This window comes from Nocardioides caldifontis, assembly GCF_008087345.1.
Taxonomy (GTDB): Bacteria; Actinomycetota; Actinomycetes; order Propionibacteriales; family Nocardioidaceae; genus Marmoricola_A; species Marmoricola_A caldifontis.
This window is the reverse complement of sequence record NZ_ML701737.1, coordinates 388,597-411,048: the sequence shown is the minus strand read 5'-3', so window position 1 is coordinate 411,048 and position 22,452 is coordinate 388,597. Positions and strand designations below refer to the sequence as shown.

At 73.5% G+C, this 22,452-nt stretch carries 19 protein-coding genes; 14 read left to right on the top strand and 5 right to left on the bottom strand.

Annotated elements, in window-relative coordinates:
* Position 1 precedes the first annotated feature (1 nt).
* From rhaS to FIP57_RS07705, 9 genes are all read left to right on the top strand, one after another.
* Positions 2-1,045: a rhamnose ABC transporter substrate-binding protein gene (rhaS, locus tag FIP57_RS07745; protein WP_148572937.1), complete on the top strand. Its 1,044-nt coding sequence runs from the start codon at positions 2-4 to the stop codon at positions 1,043-1,045.
* Positions 1,046-1,205: 160 nt separating this feature from the next.
* Complete coding sequence (locus tag FIP57_RS07740; RefSeq protein WP_148572936.1) at positions 1,206-1,565, top strand: L-rhamnose mutarotase; 360 nt, start codon at positions 1,206-1,208, stop codon at positions 1,563-1,565.
* A gap of 6 nt (positions 1,566-1,571) precedes the next feature.
* Positions 1,572-2,735: an L-rhamnose isomerase gene (gene rhaI / locus FIP57_RS07735; protein ID WP_148572935.1), complete on the top strand. Its 1,164-nt coding sequence runs from the start codon at positions 1,572-1,574 to the stop codon at positions 2,733-2,735.
* Positions 2,736-2,740: 5 nt separating this feature from the next.
* Positions 2,741-4,792: a bifunctional aldolase/short-chain dehydrogenase gene (locus FIP57_RS07730; RefSeq protein WP_148572934.1), complete on the top strand. Its 2,052-nt coding sequence runs from the start codon at positions 2,741-2,743 to the stop codon at positions 4,790-4,792.
* Positions 4,789-6,198 (top strand): rhamnulokinase, encoded by a 1,410-nt coding sequence (locus FIP57_RS07725; RefSeq protein ID WP_238993347.1) that lies wholly within the window; start codon positions 4,789-4,791, stop codon positions 6,196-6,198. Before FIP57_RS07730 ends, FIP57_RS07725 begins: the two co-directional genes overlap by 4 nt.
* Positions 6,199-6,226: 28 nt before the next feature.
* Positions 6,227-6,952, top strand: coding sequence for a (Fe-S)-binding protein (locus FIP57_RS07720; RefSeq protein ID WP_148572933.1), 726 nt, complete (start codon positions 6,227-6,229; stop codon positions 6,950-6,952).
* A complete protein-coding gene (locus FIP57_RS07715; protein ID WP_148572932.1) occupies positions 6,949-8,421 on the top strand; it encodes a lactate utilization protein B in 1,473 nt (490 codons plus the stop codon). Before FIP57_RS07720 ends, FIP57_RS07715 begins: the two co-directional genes overlap by 4 nt.
* Positions 8,418-9,008, top strand: a complete 591-nt coding sequence (locus FIP57_RS07710; RefSeq protein WP_148572931.1) for a LutC/YkgG family protein — start codon at positions 8,418-8,420, stop codon at positions 9,006-9,008. The genes FIP57_RS07715 and FIP57_RS07710 overlap by 4 nt, the downstream gene beginning before the upstream one ends.
* A 209-nt stretch (positions 9,009-9,217) precedes the next feature.
* Complete coding sequence (locus tag FIP57_RS07705) at positions 9,218-10,546, top strand: MFS transporter (protein ID WP_162529706.1); 1,329 nt, start codon at positions 9,218-9,220, stop codon at positions 10,544-10,546.
* A 3-nt stretch (positions 10,547-10,549) separates the two neighbouring features.
* Here FIP57_RS07705 and FIP57_RS07700 read toward each other — a convergent pair whose 3' ends face one another.
* Both FIP57_RS07700 and FIP57_RS07695 read right to left on the bottom strand, forming a co-directional pair.
* Positions 10,550-10,837, bottom strand: a complete 288-nt coding sequence (locus FIP57_RS07700; RefSeq protein ID WP_148572929.1) for a DUF202 domain-containing protein — start codon at positions 10,835-10,837, stop codon at positions 10,550-10,552.
* Positions 10,837-11,193 carry a YidH family protein gene (locus tag FIP57_RS07695; protein WP_148572928.1) on the bottom strand — a complete coding sequence of 119 codons (357 nt, stop codon included), beginning with the start codon at positions 11,191-11,193 and terminating at the stop codon, positions 10,837-10,839. The genes FIP57_RS07700 and FIP57_RS07695 overlap by 1 nt, the downstream gene beginning before the upstream one ends.
* A 118-nt stretch (positions 11,194-11,311) precedes the next feature.
* Between FIP57_RS07695 and FIP57_RS07690 the strand changes: the two genes are divergently transcribed.
* A complete protein-coding gene (locus tag FIP57_RS07690; RefSeq protein ID WP_148572927.1) occupies positions 11,312-11,938 on the top strand; it encodes a helix-turn-helix transcriptional regulator in 627 nt (208 codons plus the stop codon).
* Here the strand turns inward: FIP57_RS07690 and FIP57_RS07685 are convergent.
* Positions 11,935-13,392 (bottom strand): dynamin family protein, encoded by a 1,458-nt coding sequence (locus FIP57_RS07685; RefSeq protein ID WP_148572926.1) that lies wholly within the window; start codon positions 13,390-13,392, stop codon positions 11,935-11,937. The genes FIP57_RS07690 and FIP57_RS07685 overlap by 4 nt on opposite strands.
* A complete protein-coding gene (locus FIP57_RS07680) occupies positions 13,385-15,439 on the bottom strand; it encodes a dynamin family protein (RefSeq protein ID WP_148572925.1) in 2,055 nt (684 codons plus the stop codon). Before FIP57_RS07680 ends, FIP57_RS07685 begins: the two co-directional genes overlap by 8 nt.
* Before the next feature lie 511 nt (positions 15,440-15,950).
* Between FIP57_RS07680 and FIP57_RS07675 the strand changes: the two genes are divergently transcribed.
* Entirely contained in the window at positions 15,951-16,631 is a 681-nt protein-coding gene (locus FIP57_RS07675) for a hypothetical protein (RefSeq protein ID WP_148572924.1), read from the top strand.
* A gap of 306 nt (positions 16,632-16,937) precedes the next feature.
* Here the strand turns inward: FIP57_RS07675 and FIP57_RS07670 are convergent, their stop codons facing one another.
* Complete coding sequence (locus FIP57_RS07670) at positions 16,938-18,479, bottom strand: hypothetical protein (RefSeq protein WP_148572923.1); 1,542 nt, start codon at positions 18,477-18,479, stop codon at positions 16,938-16,940.
* 198 nt (positions 18,480-18,677) lie between these two features.
* On the opposite strand from FIP57_RS07670, the gene FIP57_RS07665 reads away from it, so the two are divergent.
* The 3 genes from FIP57_RS07665 to FIP57_RS07655 all read left to right on the top strand — a co-directional run bounded on the left by FIP57_RS07665 (position 18,678) and on the right by FIP57_RS07655 (position 22,178).
* Positions 18,678-19,346, top strand: coding sequence for a Pvc16 family protein (locus FIP57_RS07665; protein WP_148572922.1), 669 nt, complete (start codon positions 18,678-18,680; stop codon positions 19,344-19,346).
* Positions 19,343-21,343 carry an ATP-binding protein gene (locus FIP57_RS07660; protein WP_238993346.1) on the top strand — a complete coding sequence of 667 codons (2,001 nt, stop codon included), beginning with the start codon at positions 19,343-19,345 and terminating at the stop codon, positions 21,341-21,343. The genes FIP57_RS07665 and FIP57_RS07660 overlap by 4 nt, the downstream gene beginning before the upstream one ends.
* 97 nt (positions 21,344-21,440) lie before the next feature.
* The gene (locus tag FIP57_RS07655) at positions 21,441-22,178 is read left to right on the top strand and encodes an eCIS core domain-containing protein (RefSeq protein WP_148572921.1); all 738 of its coding nucleotides are present in this window, start codon (positions 21,441-21,443) and stop codon (positions 22,176-22,178) included.
* Positions 22,179-22,452: the final 274 nt, after the last annotated feature.

Below are 22,452 nucleotides of genomic sequence, written 5' to 3'. Positions count from 1 at the left end.
CATGAAGCTCCCCTCGAGGAGGGCGACGGCGTTCGCAGCGCTCGTGCTGAGCGGCGCCATGGCTCTCTCCGCCTGTGGCGGCGACGACGGTGACAGCGGCGGTTCCGGCGGTGGCGGTGGCGGCGGTGGTGACTCGCTGACCATGCTCCCGAAGAACCTCGGGAACCCCTACTTCGACACCAGCACCGCGGGTGCCGAGGAGGCCGCCGAGGAGCTCGGCATCTCCATCGAGGAGGTCGGCCCCGAGCAGGCCAGCCCCGACGCGCAGGTGCAGTACATCAACACCGCGGCCCAGCAGGGCGTCGCCGGCCTGATCGTCTCGGCCAACGACCCCACCGCGATCTGCGACGCGATCAACGAGGCGCGTGACGCCGGCACCAAGGTCGTCACCTTCGACTCCGACACCAGCCCCGACTGCCGCGACCTGTTCGTCAACCAGGCGACCGCGGAGGGCATCGCCGCCAAGCAGCTCGAGCTGATCGCGGACCAGATCGGCGGCTCCGGCGAGATCGCGATCCTGTCGGCCTCGGCGAACGCCACCAACCAGAACGCCTGGATCGAGATGATGGAGGCGGAGCTGGAGTCGAACCCCGACTACGCCGACATCGAGCTCGTCGACATCGTCTACGGCGACGACGAGGAGCAGAAGTCCTTCGACGAGACCGAGGCGCTGCTCCAGAACCACCCGAACCTGAAGGGGATCATCTCCCCGACCACGGTCGGGATCGCCGCGGCGGCCGACTACCTGTCGACCTCCGACGCCAAGGGGAAGGTCGCGCTCACCGGGCTCGGCACGCCGAACCAGATGCGCCCGTACGTCGAGAACGGCACCGTCGAGGCGTTCGCGCTCTGGAACCCGGGCGACCTCGGCTACCTCGCGACCTACGCCACCAAGGCCCTGGTCGACGGCGACATCACCGGCGAGGAGGGCGACACCTTCGAGGCCGGCAAGCTCGGTGAGTTCACCGTCGAGGCCGACGGCGTCGTCGTGCTCGGCGAGCCGTTCGTCTTCAACGCCGACAACATCGGGGACTTCGACTTCTGAGTCGGAGGCGGCCGGCGGGGCTGCGGTTTCCCTGGGCACCATGGGAAACCGGCGCTCCCCACAGGCAATCGTCAATGGGGAGTGACAGTTTCCCAGGGCACCATGGGAAACCGCACGCCTCCGCCGGCCCCCGCACCATCCACCACGGCGAGGAGATCCGATGCAGCGCGTCTGCTTCCGGTTGCGGGTGAAGCCCGACCGGCTGGAGGAGTACAAGGCCCGCCACCGCGCGGTGTGGCCGGAGATGCTCCAGGCGCTGGCCGACCACGGCTGGCACAACTACTCCCTGTTCCTCGGGGAGGACGGGCTGCTCATCGGGTACGTCGAGACGCCCTCGATCGAGGAGGCGGTCGCCGGCATGGGGACCACCGAGGTGAACGCGCGGTGGCAAGCGGAGATGGCGCAGTTCTTCGAAGACCTCGAGGACGCGCAGCCGGACACCGGGTTCGTCCAGCTGGAGGAGGTCTTCCACCTCGAGGACCAGCTGGCCGCGGCCCACGAGAAGCAGTGGAACGAGTGAGTTGAGATGACGACGTTCGAAGCGATCAGCGGCCGGCTGGACGCCCTGGCCATCGAGGTCCCCTCCTGGGCCTACGGCAACTCCGGGACCCGGTTCAAGGTCTTCGGGTCGCCCGGCACCCCGCGGACCGTCGAGGAGAAGATTGCCGACGCCGCGGCGGTGCACCGGTTCACCGGGCTCGCCCCCAAGGTCGCGCTGCACATCCCGTGGGACCTGGTCGACGACTTCGGGAAGCTGCGGGCGTACGCCGAGGACCTGGGTGTCGAGCTGGGCACGATCAACAGCAACACCTTCCAGGACGACGACTACAAGCTCGGGTCGCTCACCCACGCCGACCCGGCCGTGCGGCGCAAGGCGGTGCAGCACAACCTCGACTGCATCGAGGTGATGAACCAGACCGGGTCGCGTGACCTGAAGATCTGGCTGGCCGACGGCACCAACTACCCGGGACAGGCCGACATCCGGGCCCGCCAGGACTGGCTCGCCGAGGGGCTGCGGAAGATCTACGACCAGCTCGGCGACGACCAGCGGCTGGTGCTCGAGTACAAGTTCTTCGAGCCGGCGTTCTACCACACCGACGTCCCGGACTGGGGCACGTCGTACGTCCACTGCGCCGCGCTCGGCGACAAGGCGTTCGTCTGCCTCGACACCGGCCACCACGCGCCGGGGACGAACATCGAGTTCATCGTCGCCCAGCTGCTGCGGCTCGGGAAGCTCGGGTCGTTCGACTTCAACAGCCGGTTCTACGCCGACGACGACCTGATCGTCGGGGCGGCCGACCCTTTCCAGCTCTTCCGGATCCTCGTCGAGGTGGTCCGCGGCGGCGGGTACGGCCCCGGCTCGGACGTCGCGCTGATGCTCGACCAGTGCCACAACATCGAGCGGAAGGTCCCCGGCCAGATCCGCTCGGTGCTCAACGTGCAGGAGATGCTCGCCCGCGCGCTGCTGCTCGACACCGACGCGCTCGCGAAGGCGCAGGCCGAGGGCGACGTGCTCGCCGCGAACCAGGTGCTCATGGACGCCTTCTACACCGACGTACGCCGTGACCTGGCCGCCTGGCGCGAGGAGCGCGGGCTGCCGGCCGACCCGATGGCGGCCTACCTGGCCAGCGGGTACCAGGAACAGATCGAGAACGAGCGCGTCGGCGGCGCGCAGGCAGGATGGAACTGAACCTCATGACGCACCCCACCGTGGAAGAGCTCGTCGCCCGGTCCAACCGGCTCGGCAGCGACCCGCGCAACACCAACTACGCCGGCGGCAACACCTCCGCCAAGGGCACGGACACCGACCCGGTCACCGGGCAGGACGTCGAGCTGCTCTGGGTCAAGGGCTCCGGCGGCGACCTCGGCACGCTGACCCCCGCCGGGCTCGCCGTCCTCCGCCTCGACCGGATGCGCGCGCTCGTCGACGTCTACCCCGGCGTGGAGCGCGAGGACGAGATGGTCGCCGCGTTCGACTACTGCCTGCACGGCAAGGGCGGCGCCGCCCCGTCGATCGACACCGCGATGCACGGCCTCGTCGACGCCGCGCACGTCGACCACCTGCACCCGGACTCCGGCATCGCGATCGCCACCGCGGCGGACGGCGAGAAGCTCACCGAGCAGATCTTCGGCGACAAGGTCGTCTGGGTGCCGTGGCGGCGCCCCGGCTTCCAGCTCGGGCTGGACATCGCGGCGATCAAGGAGGCGAACCCGCAGGCCGTCGGGTGCATCCTGGGCGGCCACGGCATCACCGCGTGGGGTGACACCAGCGAGGAGTGCGAGGAGCGCTCGCTCTGGATCATCCGCACCGCCGCGGCGTACATCGAGGAGAACTCGGTGGCCGAGCCGTTCGGCCCGGTGCTCGACGGCTACACGCCGCTGCCGCCCGAGGAGCGGCGCGCCCGCGCGGCGGCGCTCGCCCCGACGATCCGGTCGATCGCCTCGCAGGACGCCCATGCCGCCGGTCGCGGGATGGTCGGCCACTTCACCGACTCCGAGGTGGTGCTGGACTTCCTGGCCCGGGAGAAGCACCCCGCGCTCGCCGCCCTGGGCACCTCCTGCCCCGACCACTTCCTGCGGACCAAGGTCAAGCCGCTGGTCCTCGACCTCCCCACGACCGCGACGGTCGAGGAGGCGCGGGCCCGGCTCCGTGAGCTGCACGAGGAGTACCGCGCCGACTACCAGGCCTACTACGACCGACACTCGACGCCGGACTCTCCCGCCATCCGCGGGGCGGACCCGCTGATCGTGCTGGTCCCCGGCGTCGGGATGTTCAGCTTCGGCAAGGACAAGCAGACCGCCCGGGTCGCCGGCGAGTTCTACGTCAACGCGATCAACGTGATGCGCGGCGCCGAGGGGCTGTCGACGTACGCCCCGATCGACGAGTCGGAGAAGTTCCGCATCGAGTACTGGGCGCTCGAGGAGGCGAAGCTCCAGCGGATGCCGAAGCCCAAGCCGCTCGCCTCGAAGATCGCCCTCGTGACCGGCGCCGCCTCCGGCATCGGCAAGGCGATCGCGACCCGGCTCGCCGCCGAGGGCGCGGTCGTGGTCGTCGCCGACCTGTCGCTGGAGAAGGCGCAGGAAGCGGCCGCCGCGCTGGGGTCCGCCGACGTGGCCGTCGGTGTCCAGGTCGACGTGAGCGACGCCGCCGCCGTGGACGCCGCGGTCGCCGAGGCCTGTCTCGCGTTCGGCGGCGTCGACATCGTCGTCAACAACGCCGGGCTGTCGCTCTCCAAGTCGCTCCTCGACACCACCGAGGAGGACTGGGACCGCCAGCACGACGTGATGGCCAAGGGCTCGTTCCTGGTGTCCCGCGCCTCGGCCCGGGTGCTGATCGAGCAGGGGCTCGGCGGCGACATCGTCTACATCTCCTCGAAGAACTCGCTGTTCGCGGGGCCGAACAACGTCGCCTACGGCGCGACCAAGGCCGACCAGGCCCACCAGGTGCGGCTGCTCGCCGCCGAGCTCGGCGAGCACCAGATCCGGGTCAATGGCATCAACCCCGACGGGGTGGTGCAGGGCTCCGGGATCTTCGCCGGCGGCTGGGGCGCCAAGCGCGCCGAGGTCTACGGCGTGGAGGAGAAGGACCTCGGGAAGTTCTACGCCCAGCGGACGCTGCTCAAGCGCGAGGTGCTCCCCGAGCACTGCGCCAACGCGGTGTTCGCCCTCGTCGGGCCGGACCTCACCCACACCACCGGGCTGCACGTGCCCGTGGACGCCGGGGTCGCCGCCGCCTTCCTCCGGTGAGGGTCTCCGTCGCGGCCGTCGACCTCGGCGCGTCCAGCGGGCGCGTCATGGTCGGCGAGGTCAGCAGTGACCACCTCGCCCTCCGGGCGGTCGCGCGGTTCGACAACGAGCCGCTGCGGCTGCCCGACGGGCTGCACTGGGACGTCGGGGAGCTCCACCGCCAGGCGCTGCGGGGGCTCCGTGAGGCCGTCCGGGTCGCGCCCGACCTGGCCGGCGTCGCCGTCGACTCGTGGGCGGTCGACTACGGGCTGTTCCGCGGCGACCGGCTGCTCGGGCTGCCGTACCACTACCGCGACGAGGCGCGCGCCGCCGGCGTCGACCGGGTGCACGCGTTGGTCACCCCGGAGGAGCTGTACGAGCGGAACGGGCTGCAGTTCCTGCCGTTCAACACGCTCTACCAGCTCGCCGCCGACCCGGTCGTCGCGCTCGCCGACACGGTGCTGATGGTCCCCGACCTGATCGGCTTCTGGCTCACCGAGCAGGCGTTCACCGAGCGCACCAACGCCTCGACGACCGGGCTCCTCGACGTCCGGACCCGGGAGTGGGACCGCGAGCTCTGTGCGCGGCTGGGGATCGTGCCGGACATCTTCCCGGAGCTGGTCGACCCGGGGACGGTGCTCGGTGCGCTCTCCGGGCCGGTGGCGTCGTACGTCGGGGGCAGCTTCCCTCTCACCTCGGTGGGCTCGCACGACACGGCGTCCGCTGTCGTGGGCGTCCCGATGACCGACGACGGGGCGGCGTACGTCTCCTGCGGCACCTGGGGGCTGGTCGGGGTCGAGCTCGAGGAGCCGGTGCTGACCGAGGCGGCCCGCGCCGCGAACTTCACCAACGAGGGCGGCGTCGACGGGCGGACCCGGTTCCTCACCAACGTGATGGGCACCTGGCTGCTCTCGGAGACCTTGCGGGCCTGGGGGCGCGACGACCTCCCGGCGCTGCTCGACCAGGCGGCGGCATATAGCGGCGCGGTGACAATATTCAACGTGCAGGACCCACGGTTCCTCCCGCCCGGAGACATGCCGGCACGCGTCGCGGAATGGTGCGCCGAGCACGACGTACCCGCCCCGTCCTCCGACGTGGCGCTCGTCCGCAGCATCGTGGAGAGCCTCGCCGAGGGGTTCGCGCGGGCGGTGGCCGACGCCGCCCGGCTCTCAGGGCGCGAGGTCCGCGTGGTGCACGTGGTCGGGGGAGGCGCGCGCAACGAGCTGCTCTGCCAGGCGCTGGCCGACCGCGTCGAGGTGCCGGTCGTCGCCGGACCGGTCGAGGCGACCGCACTGGGCAACGTCCTTCTGCAGGCCCGGACCCTCGGCGCGCTCGAGGGGTCGCTGGAGGGGTTGCGGTCGCTGGTGGCCGCGACGCAGGAGCTCCGTCGGTACGGACCCACGGTCGGCGAGCGGCGTGCGCGATGAGCCGGACGCGCTGTGCGAAGGTGGCCCCATGCGTGTGGCTCTGATGGTCACCTGCGTCAACGACGCGATGTTCCCCGACACGGGTCGTGCGGTCGTGACGTTGCTGCGACGGCTCGGTATGGACGTCGAGTTCCCCCAGCAGCAGGCGTGCTGCGGCCAGCCGATGGTGAACACCGGCTACCTCGACGAGGCGGTGCCGGTCGTGCGCAACTGCGTGGCGGCGTTCGAGGGGTACGACGCGATCGTGACGCCGTCCGGCTCGTGCGCCGGGTCGGTCCGCCACCAGCACGGGATCGTCGCCCGCCGGGCCGGTGACCCGTCGCTGCGCGTGCTGTCGGACCGGGTCTACGAGCTGTCGGAGTTCCTGGTCGACGTGCTCGGCGTGACCGACGTGGGGGCGTACTTCCCGCACACCGTCGCCTACCACCCGACCTGCCACTCCTTGAGGATGCTCGGCGTCGGCGACCGGCCGCTCTCCCTGCTCCGCGCGGTCCGCGGGCTGCGGCTCGTCGACCTGCCGGGCGCCGAGGAATGCTGCGGCTTCGGCGGGACGTTCGCGCTGAAGAACGCCGACACCTCGGTCGCGATGGGGTTCGACAAGGCGCGCCAGGTGGTCGGCTCCGGGGCCGACGTGCTGGTCGCCGGGGACAACTCCTGCCTCATGCACGTGGGAGGGCTGCTCTCGCGGCAGCGGTCCGGCGTACGCGTGATGCACCTGGCCGAGGTCCTCGCCTCGACGGAGCACGCGGCATGAGCGCGACGTTCGTCGGGATGCCGGCGTTCCCCGAGGCGGCCCGCAACGCGCTCGCCGACGCGCAGCTGCGCGGCAACCTGGCGCTCGCCACCCGGACGATCCGCGGCAAGCGGCTCCGCGTCGTCGGCGAGCTGCCGGACTGGGAGGAGCTCCGGCTCGCCGGCGCGGCCCTCAAGGACTCGGCGCTGCTGTCGCTCGACTCGTCGTTGGAGCGGCTCGAGGCGTCGCTGACCGCGGCCGGCGCGACCGTGCACTGGGCGAGCGACGCGGCGGAGGCGTGCTCGATCGTGGCGTCCGTCGCCCGGGACCACGGCGTCGACGAGGTCGTGAAGGTCAAGTCGATGGCCACCCAGGAGATCGAGCTCAACGAGCACCTCGCTGCGGAGGGGATCGCGGCCTGGGAGACCGACCTCGCCGAGCTGATCGTGCAGCTCGGCGACGACCTGCCGTCGCACATCCTCGTGCCCGCGATCCACCGCAACCGGGCCGAGATCCGCGAGATCTTCCTGCGCCGGATGGCGGACGTCGGACGACCGGCGCCTGCCGACCTCACCGACGAGCCGGTCGAGCTCGCGAACGCCGCCCGGCTGCACCTGCGCGAGAAGTTCCTCCGCGCCAAGGTCGCGGTCTCCGGCGCGAACTTCGCGGTCGCCGACACCGGCACCCTCGTCGTGGTCGAGTCCGAGGGCAACGGGCGGATGTGCCTGACGCTCCCCGACGTGCTCGTCTCGGTGGTCGGCATCGAGAAGGTGGTGCCGACCTGGCAGGACCTCGAGGTGTTCCTCCAGCTGCTGCCACGGTCGTCGACGGGGGAGCGGATGAACCCCTACACCTCGACGTGGACCGGCGTCACCCCCGGCGACGGCCCGCAGGAGGTGCACGTGGTGCTCCTTGACAACGGCCGGACCCGTGCCCTGGCGGACGAGGTCGGGCGTCAGGCGTTGCGGTGCATCCGGTGCTCGGCGTGCCTCAACGTCTGCCCGGTGTACGAGCGGACCGGGGGCCACGCCTACGGGTCGGTCTACCCGGGCCCGATCGGCGCGATCCTGAACCCGCTGCTGCGCGGGGTGGGGGAGTCCGACCAGCTGGACTCGCTGCCCTACGCCTCCTCGCTCTGCGGTGCCTGCTTCGAGGCGTGCCCGGTGCGGATCGACATCCCGTCGGTGCTCGTCGACCTGCGGGCCAAGGTCGTGGACGCCCACCGGCCCTCGGCGAAGCCGGAGGCGGCCGCGATGAAGGCGGCGGCCTGGTCGTTCGGGTCCGGCTCGCGGCTCGGTGTCCTGGAGCGCGCGTCCGGCGTCTTCGGCGGGCTCGCCTCGCGGATGGTCCGGCGGCGGTCGACGTCGGGGCGGACCGCGCTGTCCAGGCTGCCGTTCGCGGGCGCCTGGACCGGGGCGCGCGACCTCCCGGCGCCACCGAAGGAGTCGTTCCGGGCGTGGTGGAAGCGGACCGACGGAGGACGACGGTGAGCGCCCGGGACGAGATCCTCGGCCGGGTCCGCTCGGCGCTGGTGGGTGCTTCGCCGGCCGTCGAGGTGCCGCGTGGCTACCGGACCCGTGGCGACGCCTCGGTGGACGTCCTCGCGCTGTTCGCGGAGCGGGTCGCGGACTACCGGGCCGACGTGGTGCGCTGCTCCCCGGACGAGGTGGAGGCGATGATCGCCGGGGCTCTCGCGGGGGCCCGGGCCGTCGTACCTCCGGAGCTGGGGTGGCACGTGCCCGACGCGGTCGTCGACACCGGCCTCTCCGCCCTCGAGCTCGACGAGCTGGACGCGGTGGTCACCGCGGCGGCAGTCGGGATCGCGGAGACCGGGACCGTCGTGCTCGACCACGGGCCCGGACAGGGGAGGCGGGCGCTCTCCCTCGTGCCCGACCTGCACGTCTGCGTGGTCCTCGCCGAGCAGGTGGTCGCCGGGGTGCCCGAGGGGGTGGCCCGGCTCGACCCGACCCGGCCGACGACCTGGATCAGCGGCCCCTCTGCCACCAGCGACATCGAGCTGAACCGGGTCGAGGGGGTCCACGGGCCTCGTCGGCTGGTCGTCGTCCTCGTCGGCTGACCGGGGCCGGGTCCGTCGGACATGCAGCTCCCTGGGGGCCGGGGATCCAGGGGCCTGCTTCCGGGAGAGCTGCACGTCCGAGTGACCCTCAGGCCCGGTGCTCGGGGTTGGGGTCGTCCGGCTGGGAGCGGTCTTCGTTGGTCGTGCCGTTTCCCATGCGCGTCCGACGCAGGGGAATGCGTAAGCGTCCGGCCGGGTTACCTAGGGTCATGACCGACACCCCGGAGACGCCGTCCGACGAACGCCGCGTCTCCGTGGTGCTGGGGCTGCTCTTCGGCTTCGCCGGGATGGGCAGCGCCGCGGCGGCCCTGGCGATCGCGCCGATGGCGGACGCGTACTCGATCACCGACGGGGCGGCCACCTGGTCGATCAGCCTCTACGCGCTGATGCTGGGTGTCGGCACCGCGATCTACGGCCGCGTCGCCGACCTCACCGGACCGCGGCTGCCGATGACGATCGGGCTGAGCCTGATGACCGTCGGCGCGCTGGTCGCCTCGTTCGCGCCGACGTTTGCGGTGCACCTCGTCGGCCGGCTGCTCCAGGGCGCCGGTGCGGCTGCGGTGCCGACGCTCGGGGCGGCCGTCGTGAGCGCGAGGTACGCCGGCGAGGTGCGCGCGGCGGCGTTCCTCCGGGTGGCCGGGACCGCGGCCTGCATCACGTCGCTCGGCCCGCTCGCGTCCGGGCTGGTGATCGAGGCGCTCGACTGGCGGTTCGCGATCGCCCTGCCGATCCTCGGCGTGCTGGTCGTGCCGCTGCTCTGGAACGCCCTCCACGTCGGCGGCACCGGCGCTCGGCTCGACGTGGTCGGTGCGTTCCTCGTCGCGGTCGCGGCGGGCGGCCTGGTCCTGCTGCTGCAGTCGCCGTCGACCGGCGTCCCGGTGGCGATCGCCGGCGTCGTCCTCCTCGGCCTGGGCACCCCCGCCGTGGCGCGGCGCGTGCAGCGGCGGCCGCACGGCTTCCTCCCGCTCAGCGTGGTCCGCAACCCGGTGGTCGTCCGCAGCGCGTTGGCCGCGGCGAGCATCCCGGGCTCCTGGTTCGCCTTGCTGGTGGCGTTGCCGGCGGTGTTGCTCGGGATCGGCTGGGAGGCCTGGCAGGTCGGGCTCGCGCTCGTGCCGTCCGGTGTGGTCGGGTTGCTGATGCCGCGGATCACCGGTCCGGTGATGGCCCGGGTCTCGGCCGCCACCGCGCTGCTCTTCTCGACAGGCGTCGCCGCCGCCTCCGTCCTGGTGGCGGCCGCGGGCGCGGCGCTCGAGTCCTGGTTCGTCCTCCTGGTGTCGGTGATGCTGGTGACGGTCTCCTTCGGCATCGGCCAGCCGGCGCTCGCCGAGTCGGTGGGCGACGCCGTGGAGCCGGAGGTCCGGGGCGTCGCGCTCGGCGTCGCTACCCTGGTGTTCATGGTCGGCGGGAGCATCGGGTCGGCGCTCGTGGGCGGGCTCGGCCACGTCTCCGGCCCGGCCGTCGCGCTGCTCGTGCTCACCCTGCTGCCGCTGCTCGGGATCCTGCTGGTCGCGCCGCTGCGGCGCCGCGTCCCCGCCTGAACCTCACCAGGAGCGCAGCAGCGCGCCGAGCTCGGTGAGGGCGAGCGCCACCACCGCGACGGTCAGCACCGCGGCGGACCGGCCGCCCTGGGGGTGGCCGCGCCGGTGCCGGAGCCGGCTCTCGACGAGGACCCACAGTGCGAGCGGGATCGCCACCACGACGACCACGAAGGCGGCCGGCCCGAGCGCGTCCAGCGTCAGCCGACTCACCAGCAGCGCCCCGGCGAGCACCGTCAGCGCGGTCCGCTGCCAGGCCAGCGTGGTCCGCTCGGGAGCAGCCCCGTCAGCCATCAGAACGTCGCGACCAGGACGACGACCCCGACGACGAGCGTGCCGACCGCCACGAGCACCGTCACCCACGGGCCCGGCAGCGGCCGCGAGAGCCGGATCGCCCGCTCCGCGCTGGCCCAGCGGAGCCACGCCGCGACGGCGGAGACCGCCCCGAGGACGACCAGCACCGTCGCCACCGCGTGCTGCGACCAGGACGGCATGTCGAGCTCGAAGGCGTCGACCGCCACCCCGGCGGCCACCAACGCCAGCGCGGTCCGGATCCAGGCCAGGAAGGTGCGCTCGTTGGCGAAGCTGAACCGGTAGTCCGGCTCCTCCCCGTTCCCGTAGACCCACCGCGGCCACCGTCGGTCGCTCATGCAGCCACCGTAGGGGCGATGAGGAGACGTTGAGCGGACGATGAGCGCCCGCGCGCCTCGTTGAGCCCCCGTTGAGCGCCCCGGTGCAGGGTCAGGAGCCTCAGCGAGGAGGTCCCCGATGTCCGCCGCCATCCCCACCTACGTCCACGGCAGCGACCCCATCTCGAGCGCCGGCGTGCGCAGCCAGCTGCGGGTCCGCCCCGAGATCCGGCTGGTCGAGGAGATGGACGTCGACGACGCGGCGGTCGCCGTCGTGGTGGCCGACGAGTTCGACGAGGCGACCGCGCGCGTCGTACGGGCGCTGTGCCGGGGTGACCGGCCGCGGATCGTGCTGGTCGCCACCACGATCGACGAGGCGGCCCTGGTCGCCGCCGCCGAGGCCGGGGTGGGTGGATTGGTCCGGCGGTCGGAAGCGACGGCCGAGGTGCTGACCCGGGCGGTGGTGAAGGTGGCGGCCGGCGACGGCGAGGTGCCGCCGGACCTGCTCGGCCGGCTGCTGCACCAGGTCGGGCGGCTGCAGCGGCAGGTGCTGGCGCCGCGCGGGCTGACCTTCGCCGGGCTGTCGCCGCGCGAGACCGAGGTGCTGCGGCTGGTCGCCGAGGGGCACGACACCGCCGAGATCGCCCAGCAGATGTGCTACAGCGAGCGGACGGTGAAGAACGTCCTCCACGACCTGACGACGCGGCTGCAGCTGCGCAACCGGACGCACGCCGTGGCCTACGCGATGCGGGAGGGGCTGATCTAGGCGGTCAGCAGCCCCTCGATCGTGCGGGCCGCCGCCCGAGCCGCGATCTGGGTCGGCCGGCTGGACAGCGGGTGGCTCTCGACCGCCCGCCACTGCGCCAGCGCGGCGACGGCCGCCGCCTTCACCTCGTCCGGTCCCGCGTCCGGGGGCAGCCCGAGCCGGGTGGTGGGTTCGTGGCCGGCGCCGCCCATCAGCAGGTCGAGCTGCGCGGCGCGCTCGTCGGCGAGCGACATCTCGCCGGCCCGCAGCTCCAGGAGGATCCGGACCTCCTCGAACTCGTGCGCGCCGGAGGTGATCTCCTCCAGCCGCCGCAGCAGCGCGGCGGAGTCACCGCACCCGTCGCGCCGCAGCACGCCGGTCAGAGCGGCCACCGCCGAGCGGGCCTTGAGCACCCGGGCCCGTGACTCGAACTGCACCTCCACGACGTCCCGCAGCCGGTCGAGCCCGCTGGTGGCGGCGAGGCGGGCGGCCAGCTCCTGCGACGAGGTGACCGCGCCGGTGCGGAGCAGCTCGACGGCGTGGCGGACCCCGAAGAGGCCGAGCCGGTCCAGCAGCCGGGTGCGTTCCTCGGCGCCGACCACGCCGTCGCGGGTGGCGAAGCGGTCGGCGGTGAGCAGCAGCTCGGCGAGCTCCTCCGGTGGCGTCCGGGCGACGGCGGCGAGTCCGGCGTACTCACCCTCGCGGAGCGTCACCGCGGCGTGGCCGAGCAGCCCGTTCACCGGCACCACCATCGGGCAGAGCCGGTGCAGCCGAGGGTCCGCCTGGTAGCGCGCCGCGACCCGGGACGCGACCTCCATCGCGTCGAGCCGCGACGCCCCGATCTCGTCCGCCCGCGACAGCACGCCGACGGTGTTGACCGGCGTCCCGTGCGCGACCTCGTCGTCGTGGAACGCCTCGAGGAAGTGGATGTCGTTGGCGTGGGTGTGGCGGAGGAGGTACAGCACCGCGTCGGCCACGGGCGCCTCGCCGCCCTCGGCGGACATCACCTCGTGGGTACGCGCGGACACGTCGGCCGAGATCGACGCGATGCCAGGGGTGTCGATCAGCGTCAGCCGGTCGAGCCGGCTCGACGGCCAGCCCACCTCGAGGTGGTGGACCGTCTCGGGGGTGTGCGCGCCGAGGTCGACGTCGAGGGCGCCGGCCGTGCGTGCGTACGGGCGCTCGACCGGCTCGCCGTCGCGCGGGTGGAGGAGGACGTACGGGCGGTCGGAGCGGACGTACCAGGTGACGATCCGTGTGCACTCGCCGGCGTCGGTGGGGGCGAGCCCCTCGCCGACGATCGCGTTGAGCAGCGTGGACTTGCCGGCCTTGACCTTGCCTGCGATCGCCAGCCGCACGGGCCCGCGCAGCCGCGCCTCGACCTCGGCCAGCTCGGCGGCGACCTGCGGCGTCCGCGCGTCCGCCCGGGCCTCCTCGGCGAGCGCGAGCAGCCGGGCGGTGAGCTCCTCAGCCACCGGGTGCTCCGACCAGTGCGCGCGGCGGGGCGGCCTCGGAGACGGTGGCGAGCCGGCTCCGGACCCGGCCCAGCCGCTGGGCCTCCTCGTCGAGCTGCGCGGCGCGGCGGCCCTGCGCCTCGGGCGGCAGCGTGAGCACCTTCTCAGCGGCGGCGAGCGCGCCGGTGGCGGACGCCTGCAGGGAGCGGGCCCGGGCCTGGAACTCGTCCCGCAGCTGCCGCTGGGTCAGCCGCAAGGCGTCGCGGGTCTCCTTGTTCATCTCGAAGGCGACCTCGTCGACGAACTTGCCGGCGGCGGCCTTCGCCTGGGTCTGCCGGTAGGCCCGTTGCCGCCGCCCCTCGTCGCGGAACAGCTTGCCGCCCACGCCCGCGCCGACCACGACGGCGGCGCCGGTGAGCACCGCGACCGGTAGCAACCCCGTGGGGGCGAGGGCGACGGCCAGCATGGGGACGAGTGCCGTGGTGCGTGCGGTGACCATCAGCGACGCGAGCCGCCCGCCGGGCATCGAGAAGGCGGAGGCCGAGGGCAGCTCGCGCTCCTCGAGCGCGCGGACCACGAGGTCGAGCTCGACCTCGACCGCCTCGCCGGCCTCGAGGTTGAACTGGTTCGCGACGGACTCGCCGAGCTCGACGGCCCGCCGCAGCAGCAGGTCCCGGTTGGCCACGCCCGCGGTCGCGACCTCGCGGCGCAGCCACCCCTGTGTCTCGGTCCAGGAGCTCTTCGGGTCGGTGCGGTCGATGATGTCCCGCGCGTCGCGGAGCACCGCGCGCAGCCGTGCCTGCAGGTCGAACTCGATGTCCGCGACGAGGTCCTGGATGCCGTCGGCCAGCGTCTGCTGCCAGCTGGCGTTGTCGTTGCTCAGCGCGCGCGACCGGTTGGTCGCCGTCTGCAGCCGCTCGATCACCGCGGGGCCGCGCTCCGGCTCCGCGAGGACGACCCGTTCGGCGTCGGCCTCGCGTGCCAGCTGGGTGGCGACGAAGTCCACGTCGTGCGCGGCCTGGGCCGCCGCCCTGGCCGCCGCGCCCTGCACGACCTCGCGGGCCAGGAAGGTGACCAGCGGGGCGAAGCCGCTCTCCTCGTTGAGCGCCGGGTCGCGGGCCGCCCGGAGCCGGAGGAACGACGACAGCGCGATGACCGGGATGGTGATCCCCGCGTCGCGGAGGTGCTGCTGGTCCAGCTCGACGATGCGTCGCCAGCTCCGGTGCAGGTCGGTCTTCGTCACCACCAGGGCCGCGGTCGGGCACCGCTGCAGCGCGGAGCGGAGGAACTCCAGCTCGGGCGCGGTGAGCTCCTGCGAGGCGTCGGTGACGAACAGGACACCGTCGACCCCCGCCAGACTCGCCAGCGACACCTGGCCGTGCACCGACTCCAGCCCGCCGACGCCCGGGGTGTCGAGGAGCCGCAGCCCGGTGCGGAGGATGCGGTGCGGCACCTCGATCTCCACGGTGCGGACGTCGCTCGGCCGGTCGTCGCCACGCTCCGACACCAGCGCCTCGAGCTCCTCAGGCGCGACCGGGCGGCTGGTCGTCGTCTCCTTGCCGGGCTCCTGCACGTGGGCGGTCACGCGCAGCTGATCGCCGTACTTCACGAGGGTGGGGACCGCGGTCACGATGTCGGCGTCGACCGGGCATGCCGCGGTCTGGATCAACGCGTTGATCAGCGTGCTCTTGCCCCGCTTGAACTCCCCGACGACCGCGACGGTGACCGGTCGTGCGGCGACCTTGCGGCGGGCCTGGTCGAGCCGTTCGCTGAGGTCGGGCCTGGACCGCTCGCTCGCGACGTGGGCGCTCTCGTCGATCGCGGCGAGAAGGGTGGGTACGGGCTGCTTCGAGGGCTGGTCCTGTGGTGGCGGCTCTCGTGGTGGCTCTCGTGGCGGCTCGGTCCGCGGCTCTGCCGGCGTCGGCGCCTTCGGAGGCGGTTCGGGGCGCGGGCGAGCCGCGGGTTCCGGGGTCGGCGTCGAGGCCCACTCGAGGAAGTGGTTGCAGTTGGCGCAGAAGACCGCCCCCTCCTCGTTGAGGTGGCTGCACTGGCTGCACCGTCTGCTCACGTGGCCTCACAACGCGGGACGTCGAGGGTCCCGCTCCGGTCGAGGCTAGCGACATAATCGGCGGGAGCGCAGCACTCATCCTTCCCCCGAGGCGGGGCAACGGAATCGAGGCGAGATGGCGACGGAAGCCCAGTGCGACGCGTGCGGGGAGACGAACGCGCCCGGCTCCTCGTTCTGCCTCTTCTGCGGGGCCTACCTGGGGTGGGACCAGCCGGGTGCCGGGCCCTCCGCCGCACCGTCGTCCGCCCAGCCGTCGCCGGCTCCCGCGCCTGCTCCCGCGCCGGCCCCGGTTCCTCCGAAGCCGGACCCCCCTGCTCCTTCGGCTCCGACCGCCTCGCTCCCGCCGGTCGCGCCGTCCCCGCCCGGCCCGACGCGGAGCCCGCAGAGCAGCGGTGCGCCGCCGGCCAACGCGTGCCCCTCCTGCGGGCACGCGAACGACGCCGGCCGCCGGTTCTGTGCCCGGTGCGGTTACACGCTGGTGCAGGCGGCTGCTCCGACGACGGCCGGCCCCGTGCGGCAGCAGGGTTCGTCGGGCTGGTGGCCGTGGGGGAACCCGGAGGAGCGGGCGGCAAGGCGCGCGTACCGTCGGAGCCTGCCGCCGCTCTACCGCTGGCGCCGGGTCCTCGTCGCCCTGCTGCTCCTGGGCCTGGCCGTCGCGCTCGTCGCGTTCCTGCAGGGGAACCCGGTGGAGTGGGGGAAGCAGCGCTATTACGACATCATTGACAAGAAAGTGCTGGTGTCGGACGTTTCGTTGTTCGTCGAGCCGGGCGACCAGCAGACGAGCGACTTGACGGACGACGACCCTTCCACGTTCTGGGGGATGCCGTGGCCCTCGGGGACGCCGGCGACGGACAGCTGTACGGCGACGGAGCAGCGGCTGCGGATCGAGTGGCCCGACGCCGTACGCGTGCGCGGGCTCGAGGTGGCGCCCGGGCGGCGTGCGCAGGACAAGGCCCGCGACCTCAGCCCGCGCCCGAAGACGCTCCTCGTGTGGTGGGAGGGCGCCGGCGGTCGACTGGTCTGCCAGAGCGTCCCGGTCCCGGACGACCCGGCGGCCCTCGACGTCGACCTGGACACCGAGGTGGAGGTGGACCGGATGTGGGTGTCGATCGGGGACGTGTACCCGGCGAAGAACGCCACCGAGGAGCGGCCCGTCGTCCTCCGCGCCCTCGAGCTCCTCCGCCGCCCGTGAAGTTCGTGTTGAACCGCCCCTCGTGGCGGGCGTCTTTGGTGTTGAGCCGCCCTTCGTGGTGAGGGGAGGCGCCGCGGGCTGCGGTCCTCGGCCGTCCGGGGTCGCGGGGCGGGCAACCAGCCCTGCGCTGCTTCGTCGCTCCGGGGGCCAGTCCCATCCACGCCCGCCCCGCCACCCCTCCCGCCGCCACCAGCGGCGGCTCCGCGCCACGAGGGGCGGCTCAACACCATCTGGCGCGCCACGAGGGGCGGCTCAACACGATCAGGTGCGCCACGAGGGGCGGCTCAACACGTAGAACGCGCGCCACTAGGGGCGGGTCAACACCTGCAGGACCACGAGGCACGCGTCGGTCGGGGCGGTCTGGCCGGCGGCCTCGAGCGTCGACCACGCCGACTCGCAGGCCGCGGTCGCCTCGTCCGGGGTGGCGGCGTCGACGTACACGAGGAACCGCGTCTCCGAGGAGGGCGACGGCGACGAGCCCGGTGGCGCCACGCCGTACTCCGCGGTCGACAGCACCTTCGCGGGTACGCCGGCCGCGGTGAACGTGGCCTGCTGGGCGAGCGCGTCGGCCTCCAGGTCGGAGCTGAAGCTGCCCAGGACCGCGACGAAGTCGAGAGGCGGCTCGTCGGCACCAGGGGTCTCGCCACCGCCCGTGCCGCCGCCGCCGGTCGTCTCGCCGCCTCCGCCGATCGACCCCATGTCCGGGGTCGCCGTGACGCTGGGCGAGGGGGCACCCGGCGGCGCGCTCTCCTCGACGGTCTCGGCCTCGGTCTCGTCGCAGACCTCGCCCTCGCTGAACTCGGAGTCGACGCCGTCGCGGACCGAGACGATCAGGAAGCAGGCGCGCGTCGAGGGCGGGAGGGTGATCGCGGCGGAGTTGGCGCGCGGGTCCTCGACGGCGAAGGGAGCGGTCCGGGCCTCGGTCTCGGGGTTGACGGTGAAGATCTTGTACCCCTCGACGTCCTCCATCGCGTCCCAGACGAGCACCACCTCGGTGGGGGAGGTGTTGCCCACCGCGCGGAGCCCGGTCGGCGGGTCCGGCGGCGCCACCTCCTCCTCCGGCTCGGGGTCGTCGGGGCGGGTGAGCAGCCAGACCAGCCCGGCGACGAGCGCGAGCAGCAGCAAACCGGCCACGACCACGACCATCCGGGTCAGGATCGGCTTCTGGTTGAACGCCCCGTCCACCACCGGCCGATCGGGCGTCGACATCGGCTGGCGCGGACCACCGAGCGCCTCGGGCACCTCCGGTTCGCAGACCACCTGGAACGGCAACCGCTGGTCGGAGCCGCGGAGCACCGGGTGCCGGGTGCGTACCTTGAGCCGGGCGACCGCCTCGCTGCCCAGCGGCACGTCGACGGTCGGCGGGGAGACCATGAACCCGAGCGCCTGGTCGGGGTCCTGCGCGGTGATCCGCAACCGGGCGGGGGAATTGCCCCAGTTGGAGACCTTGACCGTGTGCCGCCCGCTCCACCGGCCCGACGAGGTCACCGGCGTGAGCGTGGCCTGGAGCCCGGCGACCGCGCCGACGTCGAGGTCGCCCTCGACGACCGCGCTCGCCTCGGGGTCCACCTGCGAGCGCACGCGGATGCCGAACGGCAGCGTGCCGCCGGGCGCCCCCGGCCCGGACGGCGGCGCGAAGGTCACGACCGCGGAGTCCTCCTGCTGCGGGTACACCGACAGCGTCGGCGGGGTGATCGTCGCCCAGGGCATGGGCGTCTGGGCCACGACGTCGAGGTCGTACCCCTCGACCCGGTTGCCCGGGTTGTAGACCGTTACGACCACCGTCACCTGTCCCCCGGGGTCGGTGGCCACCCGGGTCGGTTCCATGCGGAGGACGGGTTCCGACACGGCGTACCCCTCTCGCCGGCGGCCGGCCCTCGGCCGCGCTGCTCGATCACCTCACGCTAGCGACGCGAGGCCGTGACGGCTCCGTCCACAAGGGCCATTGCGGCGCAACCCGCGCTGCCCGAACAGGCAACGCGCCCTGCCCCGGATGCCGACCCGGACCCCCTGAACCGGGGCGGCGTCGGGGCGAGACTGGTCGGCGTGATCCACGACGTGGACTCGGCGCTGTCCGCGCTCATCGAGCGGGAGGCGACCGGGACGAAGGGCGTCGAGGTCGTGTTCGACGCGCCCACCAAGGACTGGGCCGGGCGGCGGAACGCACCGACCGTCGACGTCTACCTCTACGACATCCGCGAGGACCTGCGGCGCCGCGAGCGCGGGCTGCTGAACGAGTACGACGAGGGTCGCGTGACCGCACGCCACCTGCCGCCGCGGTACTTCAAGCTCTCCTACCTCGTCACCGCCTGGACGCAGCGGCCCGAGGACGAGCACCGGCTGCTGTCGTCGTTGCTGGCCTGCTTCCTGCGCCACGAGGCGCTGCCCGAGGAGCTGCTCGGCGGCGCGTTGGCCGAGATGGGGTTGAGCGTCCCGATCACGATCGCGCTGCCGCCGCCCGAGGACCGGTCGTTCGCCGACGTGTGGTCGGCGCTCGGCGGCGAGCTGAAGCCGTCGCTGGACCTCGTCGTCTCCGCGCCCACCTGGACCGGTCGGGTGTTCCGGGCCGGACCACCGGTCGACGAGCCGCCGCGGCTCGAGATCGGCGGTGTCGAGGGCTGGCCGCCGCAGGAGCGGACCGGCGGACCGCGACCGGGCTCGGCGCCGGCCGGCTCCACCAAGCGCCGGCCCAGGGCCCGGAAGAGGACCCGGTGACCGAGGACCCGGCCCTCGTCGCGCTGCTGCGCGACGTCGAGGCGCGGGTCCACCAGATGGTGGCGCACCGGCGGGCGGCGGACCCCAACCCCGACGACCCGTTCCGCGGCCTCTACGTCAACGACGACACCGTCGACCAGCTCCTCGAAGGGCCGTCCCCGCCGCCGCTGGAGCCGCCGCCACCGTCGCCGGGCTCCGGCCCGCTCGGCCAGCTCGCCCAGACGGCAGGGCTCACCCCGCTGGACGTGCTGCTGCTCGGCATCGCCGTGGTCCCCGACCTGGACAACAGGTTCGAGCGGCTCTACGGCTACCTCAACGACGACGTGACGCGGCGCCGGGCCAGCACCGGGCTCGCGCTCGAGCTGGCCGGCAGCCCGGCGACCTCGTCCGCGGCGCGGCGCGCGGTGTCCGCGTCCGGGGTGCTCGTCCGCCACGGGCTGGTGCTCGTGGAGGACGACGACCGACCGTTCCTGACCCGCGGGCTGCGGGTGCCCGACCGGGTCACCGCCCACCTGCTCGGCGATGGGGCGCCGGACCCTGCCGTGGCGCCGTTCCTCACCGCCGTCGAGCCGTACGCCGGTCCGCTCACCGACCCGCTGGCCGCCGCGCTCCGCGCCGGGGCGGGGGTGGTGCACCTGCGTGAGCGGGAGCCCGGGACCGGCACCGCGACCGCGGTGGCCGCGTTGGAGGCCGCCGGCCGCCCCGCCCTCGTCGTGGACCTCGCCCTGCTGGCCCGCGACCCGGACCCCGGCGGCGCCGTGGCGCGGTGCGGACGGGAGGCGCTGCTGCTGGGTGCCGGGCTGGTCGCCGCGCCGGTCGAGGCGCTCGCCGAGCAGCACCTCGAGGCGGTGCAGCGACTGACCGGGTGGCCGTTTCCCGTGCTGCTCGTCGGGGCGGCGAATTGGGACCCCCGGTGGACCGCCGACCCGCCGCTGGTCGCCGAGGTGCCGGTGCTCGGCGCCCGCGAGCGCGAGGCCCTGCTGCACGCGCACCTCGAGCGGGTCGGCGCCGGCGTGGAGCCGGGCTCCCTGGGTGCGCACGTCTCGCTGGGGCCGGCGCAGGTCGACCGGGCGGTACGCGCGGCCCAGCAGGTGGCCCTGCTCCACGGCGGTGTCGTCGACGCGAACGCGCTCCGCGCCGGGGTCCGCGCCCAGAACACCGCCGGGCTCGAAAGGCTGGCCCGGCGGATCACCCCCGAGGTCGGCTGGGAGGACCTCGTGCTCGCGCCCGCCGTACGACGGGGGCTGGAGGAGCTGTCCGCCCGCGCGCGGCACCGGGACAAGGTGCTCGTCGACTGGCGGATGCGACGCGGTGGGGGACGGGGCCGAGGGGTGACCGCGCTGTTCGCCGGCGACTCCGGGACCGGCAAGACGATGTCCGCCGAGGTGATCGCCGCGGACCTGGGGCTGGACCTCTACACGGTCAACCTCGCGACCGTCGTCGACAAGTACGTCGGCGAGACGGAGAAGAACCTCGAACGGATCTTCGCCGAGGCCGGCGGGGTGAACGCGGTGCTGTTCTTCGACGAGGCCGACGCGATCTTCGGCAAGCGCACCGACGTGCGGGACTCCCACGACCGCTACGCCAACATCGAGAGCGCCTACCTGCTGCAACGGCTCGAGACCTTCGACGGGCTCGCGGTGCTCGCGACCAACCTGCGCGCCAACATCGACGAGGCGTTCACGCGCAGGCTCGACGCGATCGTCGACTTCCCGGCGCCGACCGCCGACCTCCGCGAGCGGCTCTGGCGGCAGTGCCTCGGACCGCCGCTGCCGGTCGCCGACGACGTGGACGTGACGTTCTGCGCCGAGGCGTTCGAGCTGGCCGGGGGCAACATCCGGTCCGCCGCGACGACGGCCGCCTACCTGGCTGCGGACGCCGGCACGCCGGTGACGATGGCGCACGTGATCGTCGCGGTGGAGCAGGAGTACCGCAAGCTCGGCCGGCTGGTGCTGGAGAAGGAGTTCGGCAGCTACCTGCACCTGCTCTCCGGCTGAGCCGTGCGCGCTCGGGCAGCGGGCGGTGCACCGTCGGCCCTGTTCGGACGGGCGCCGCGGTGTGATGCTGGAGTCCGGTCTGCGGAAGGACTGCGCCATGCGTGAGCACAGGTTCGACGCCGAGGAAGCCGCCCTGCGTCCCAAGGCCGGGCGGGTCGAGGAGCCGGTCACCGACCACGTCGGCCGCGCCGCGGCAGAGGGGCGCAGCGACGTGCTCGGCGCCTCCGGGCTGCTGGGGCTGCAACGCGCGGCCGGCAACGGCGGCGTCGCCCAGCTCGTCGAGGAGGAGCGGTCGCCGGTCCACGACGTGATCTCCTCGGGTGGCCGGCCGCTCGAGCCGGGGGTCCGCGAGGACATGGAGGCGCGGCTCGGCCACGACTTCGGTGACGTGCGGATCCACGACGACGGCGCCGCGCATGAGTCGGCCCGGTCCGTCGGGGCGCACGCCTACACGGTGGGCTCCGACGTGGTGTTCCAGCGCGACAAGTACGACCCGTCCACCAACGACGGCCAGGTGATGCTCGCCCACGAGCTCACCCACGTCGTCCAGCAGCGCAGCGGCCCGGTCGACGGCACGCCGGCCGGCGGCGGCATCAACGTCAGCCACCCGTCCGACCGCTTCGAGCGCGAGGCCGCGGCGAACGCCGAGCGGGTGATGGCCGGTCCGGCGCCCGGGGTCTCCGCGACGCCGGCGCCCGCAGCGGTCCAGCGGGCCGAGGATCCCCTTGCCGTCCAGCGCCAGGACGCGCCGGAGGAGGAAGAGGAGCCCACCGCGCAGGGCACGTTCGTCCAGCGCGAGGAGGCGCCCGAGGAGGAGGAAGAGCCGCCGGCCTGACCGAGTCGGGTTCCTGTCGCGCGACTTGGTCGTCCGGCGCAAGGACTACGCGCGGCGCGCTCGAGCGTAACTCTTTGTCAGACCGTATAACGCTCATCTATGTACGGCTTGACAGACCCAGATACAGGGATCCTGTCGCCAACCCGTACCGGCCAGGGGCCGGCCGGCGTCCACCGGTGCTCGCGGGGCGGGAGCCCCTCCTCGATGCCTTCTCGGTCATCCAACGCAAGGCTGCCGAATATGGCGAGGGCGATCGCGGCTGGATCCTGAACGG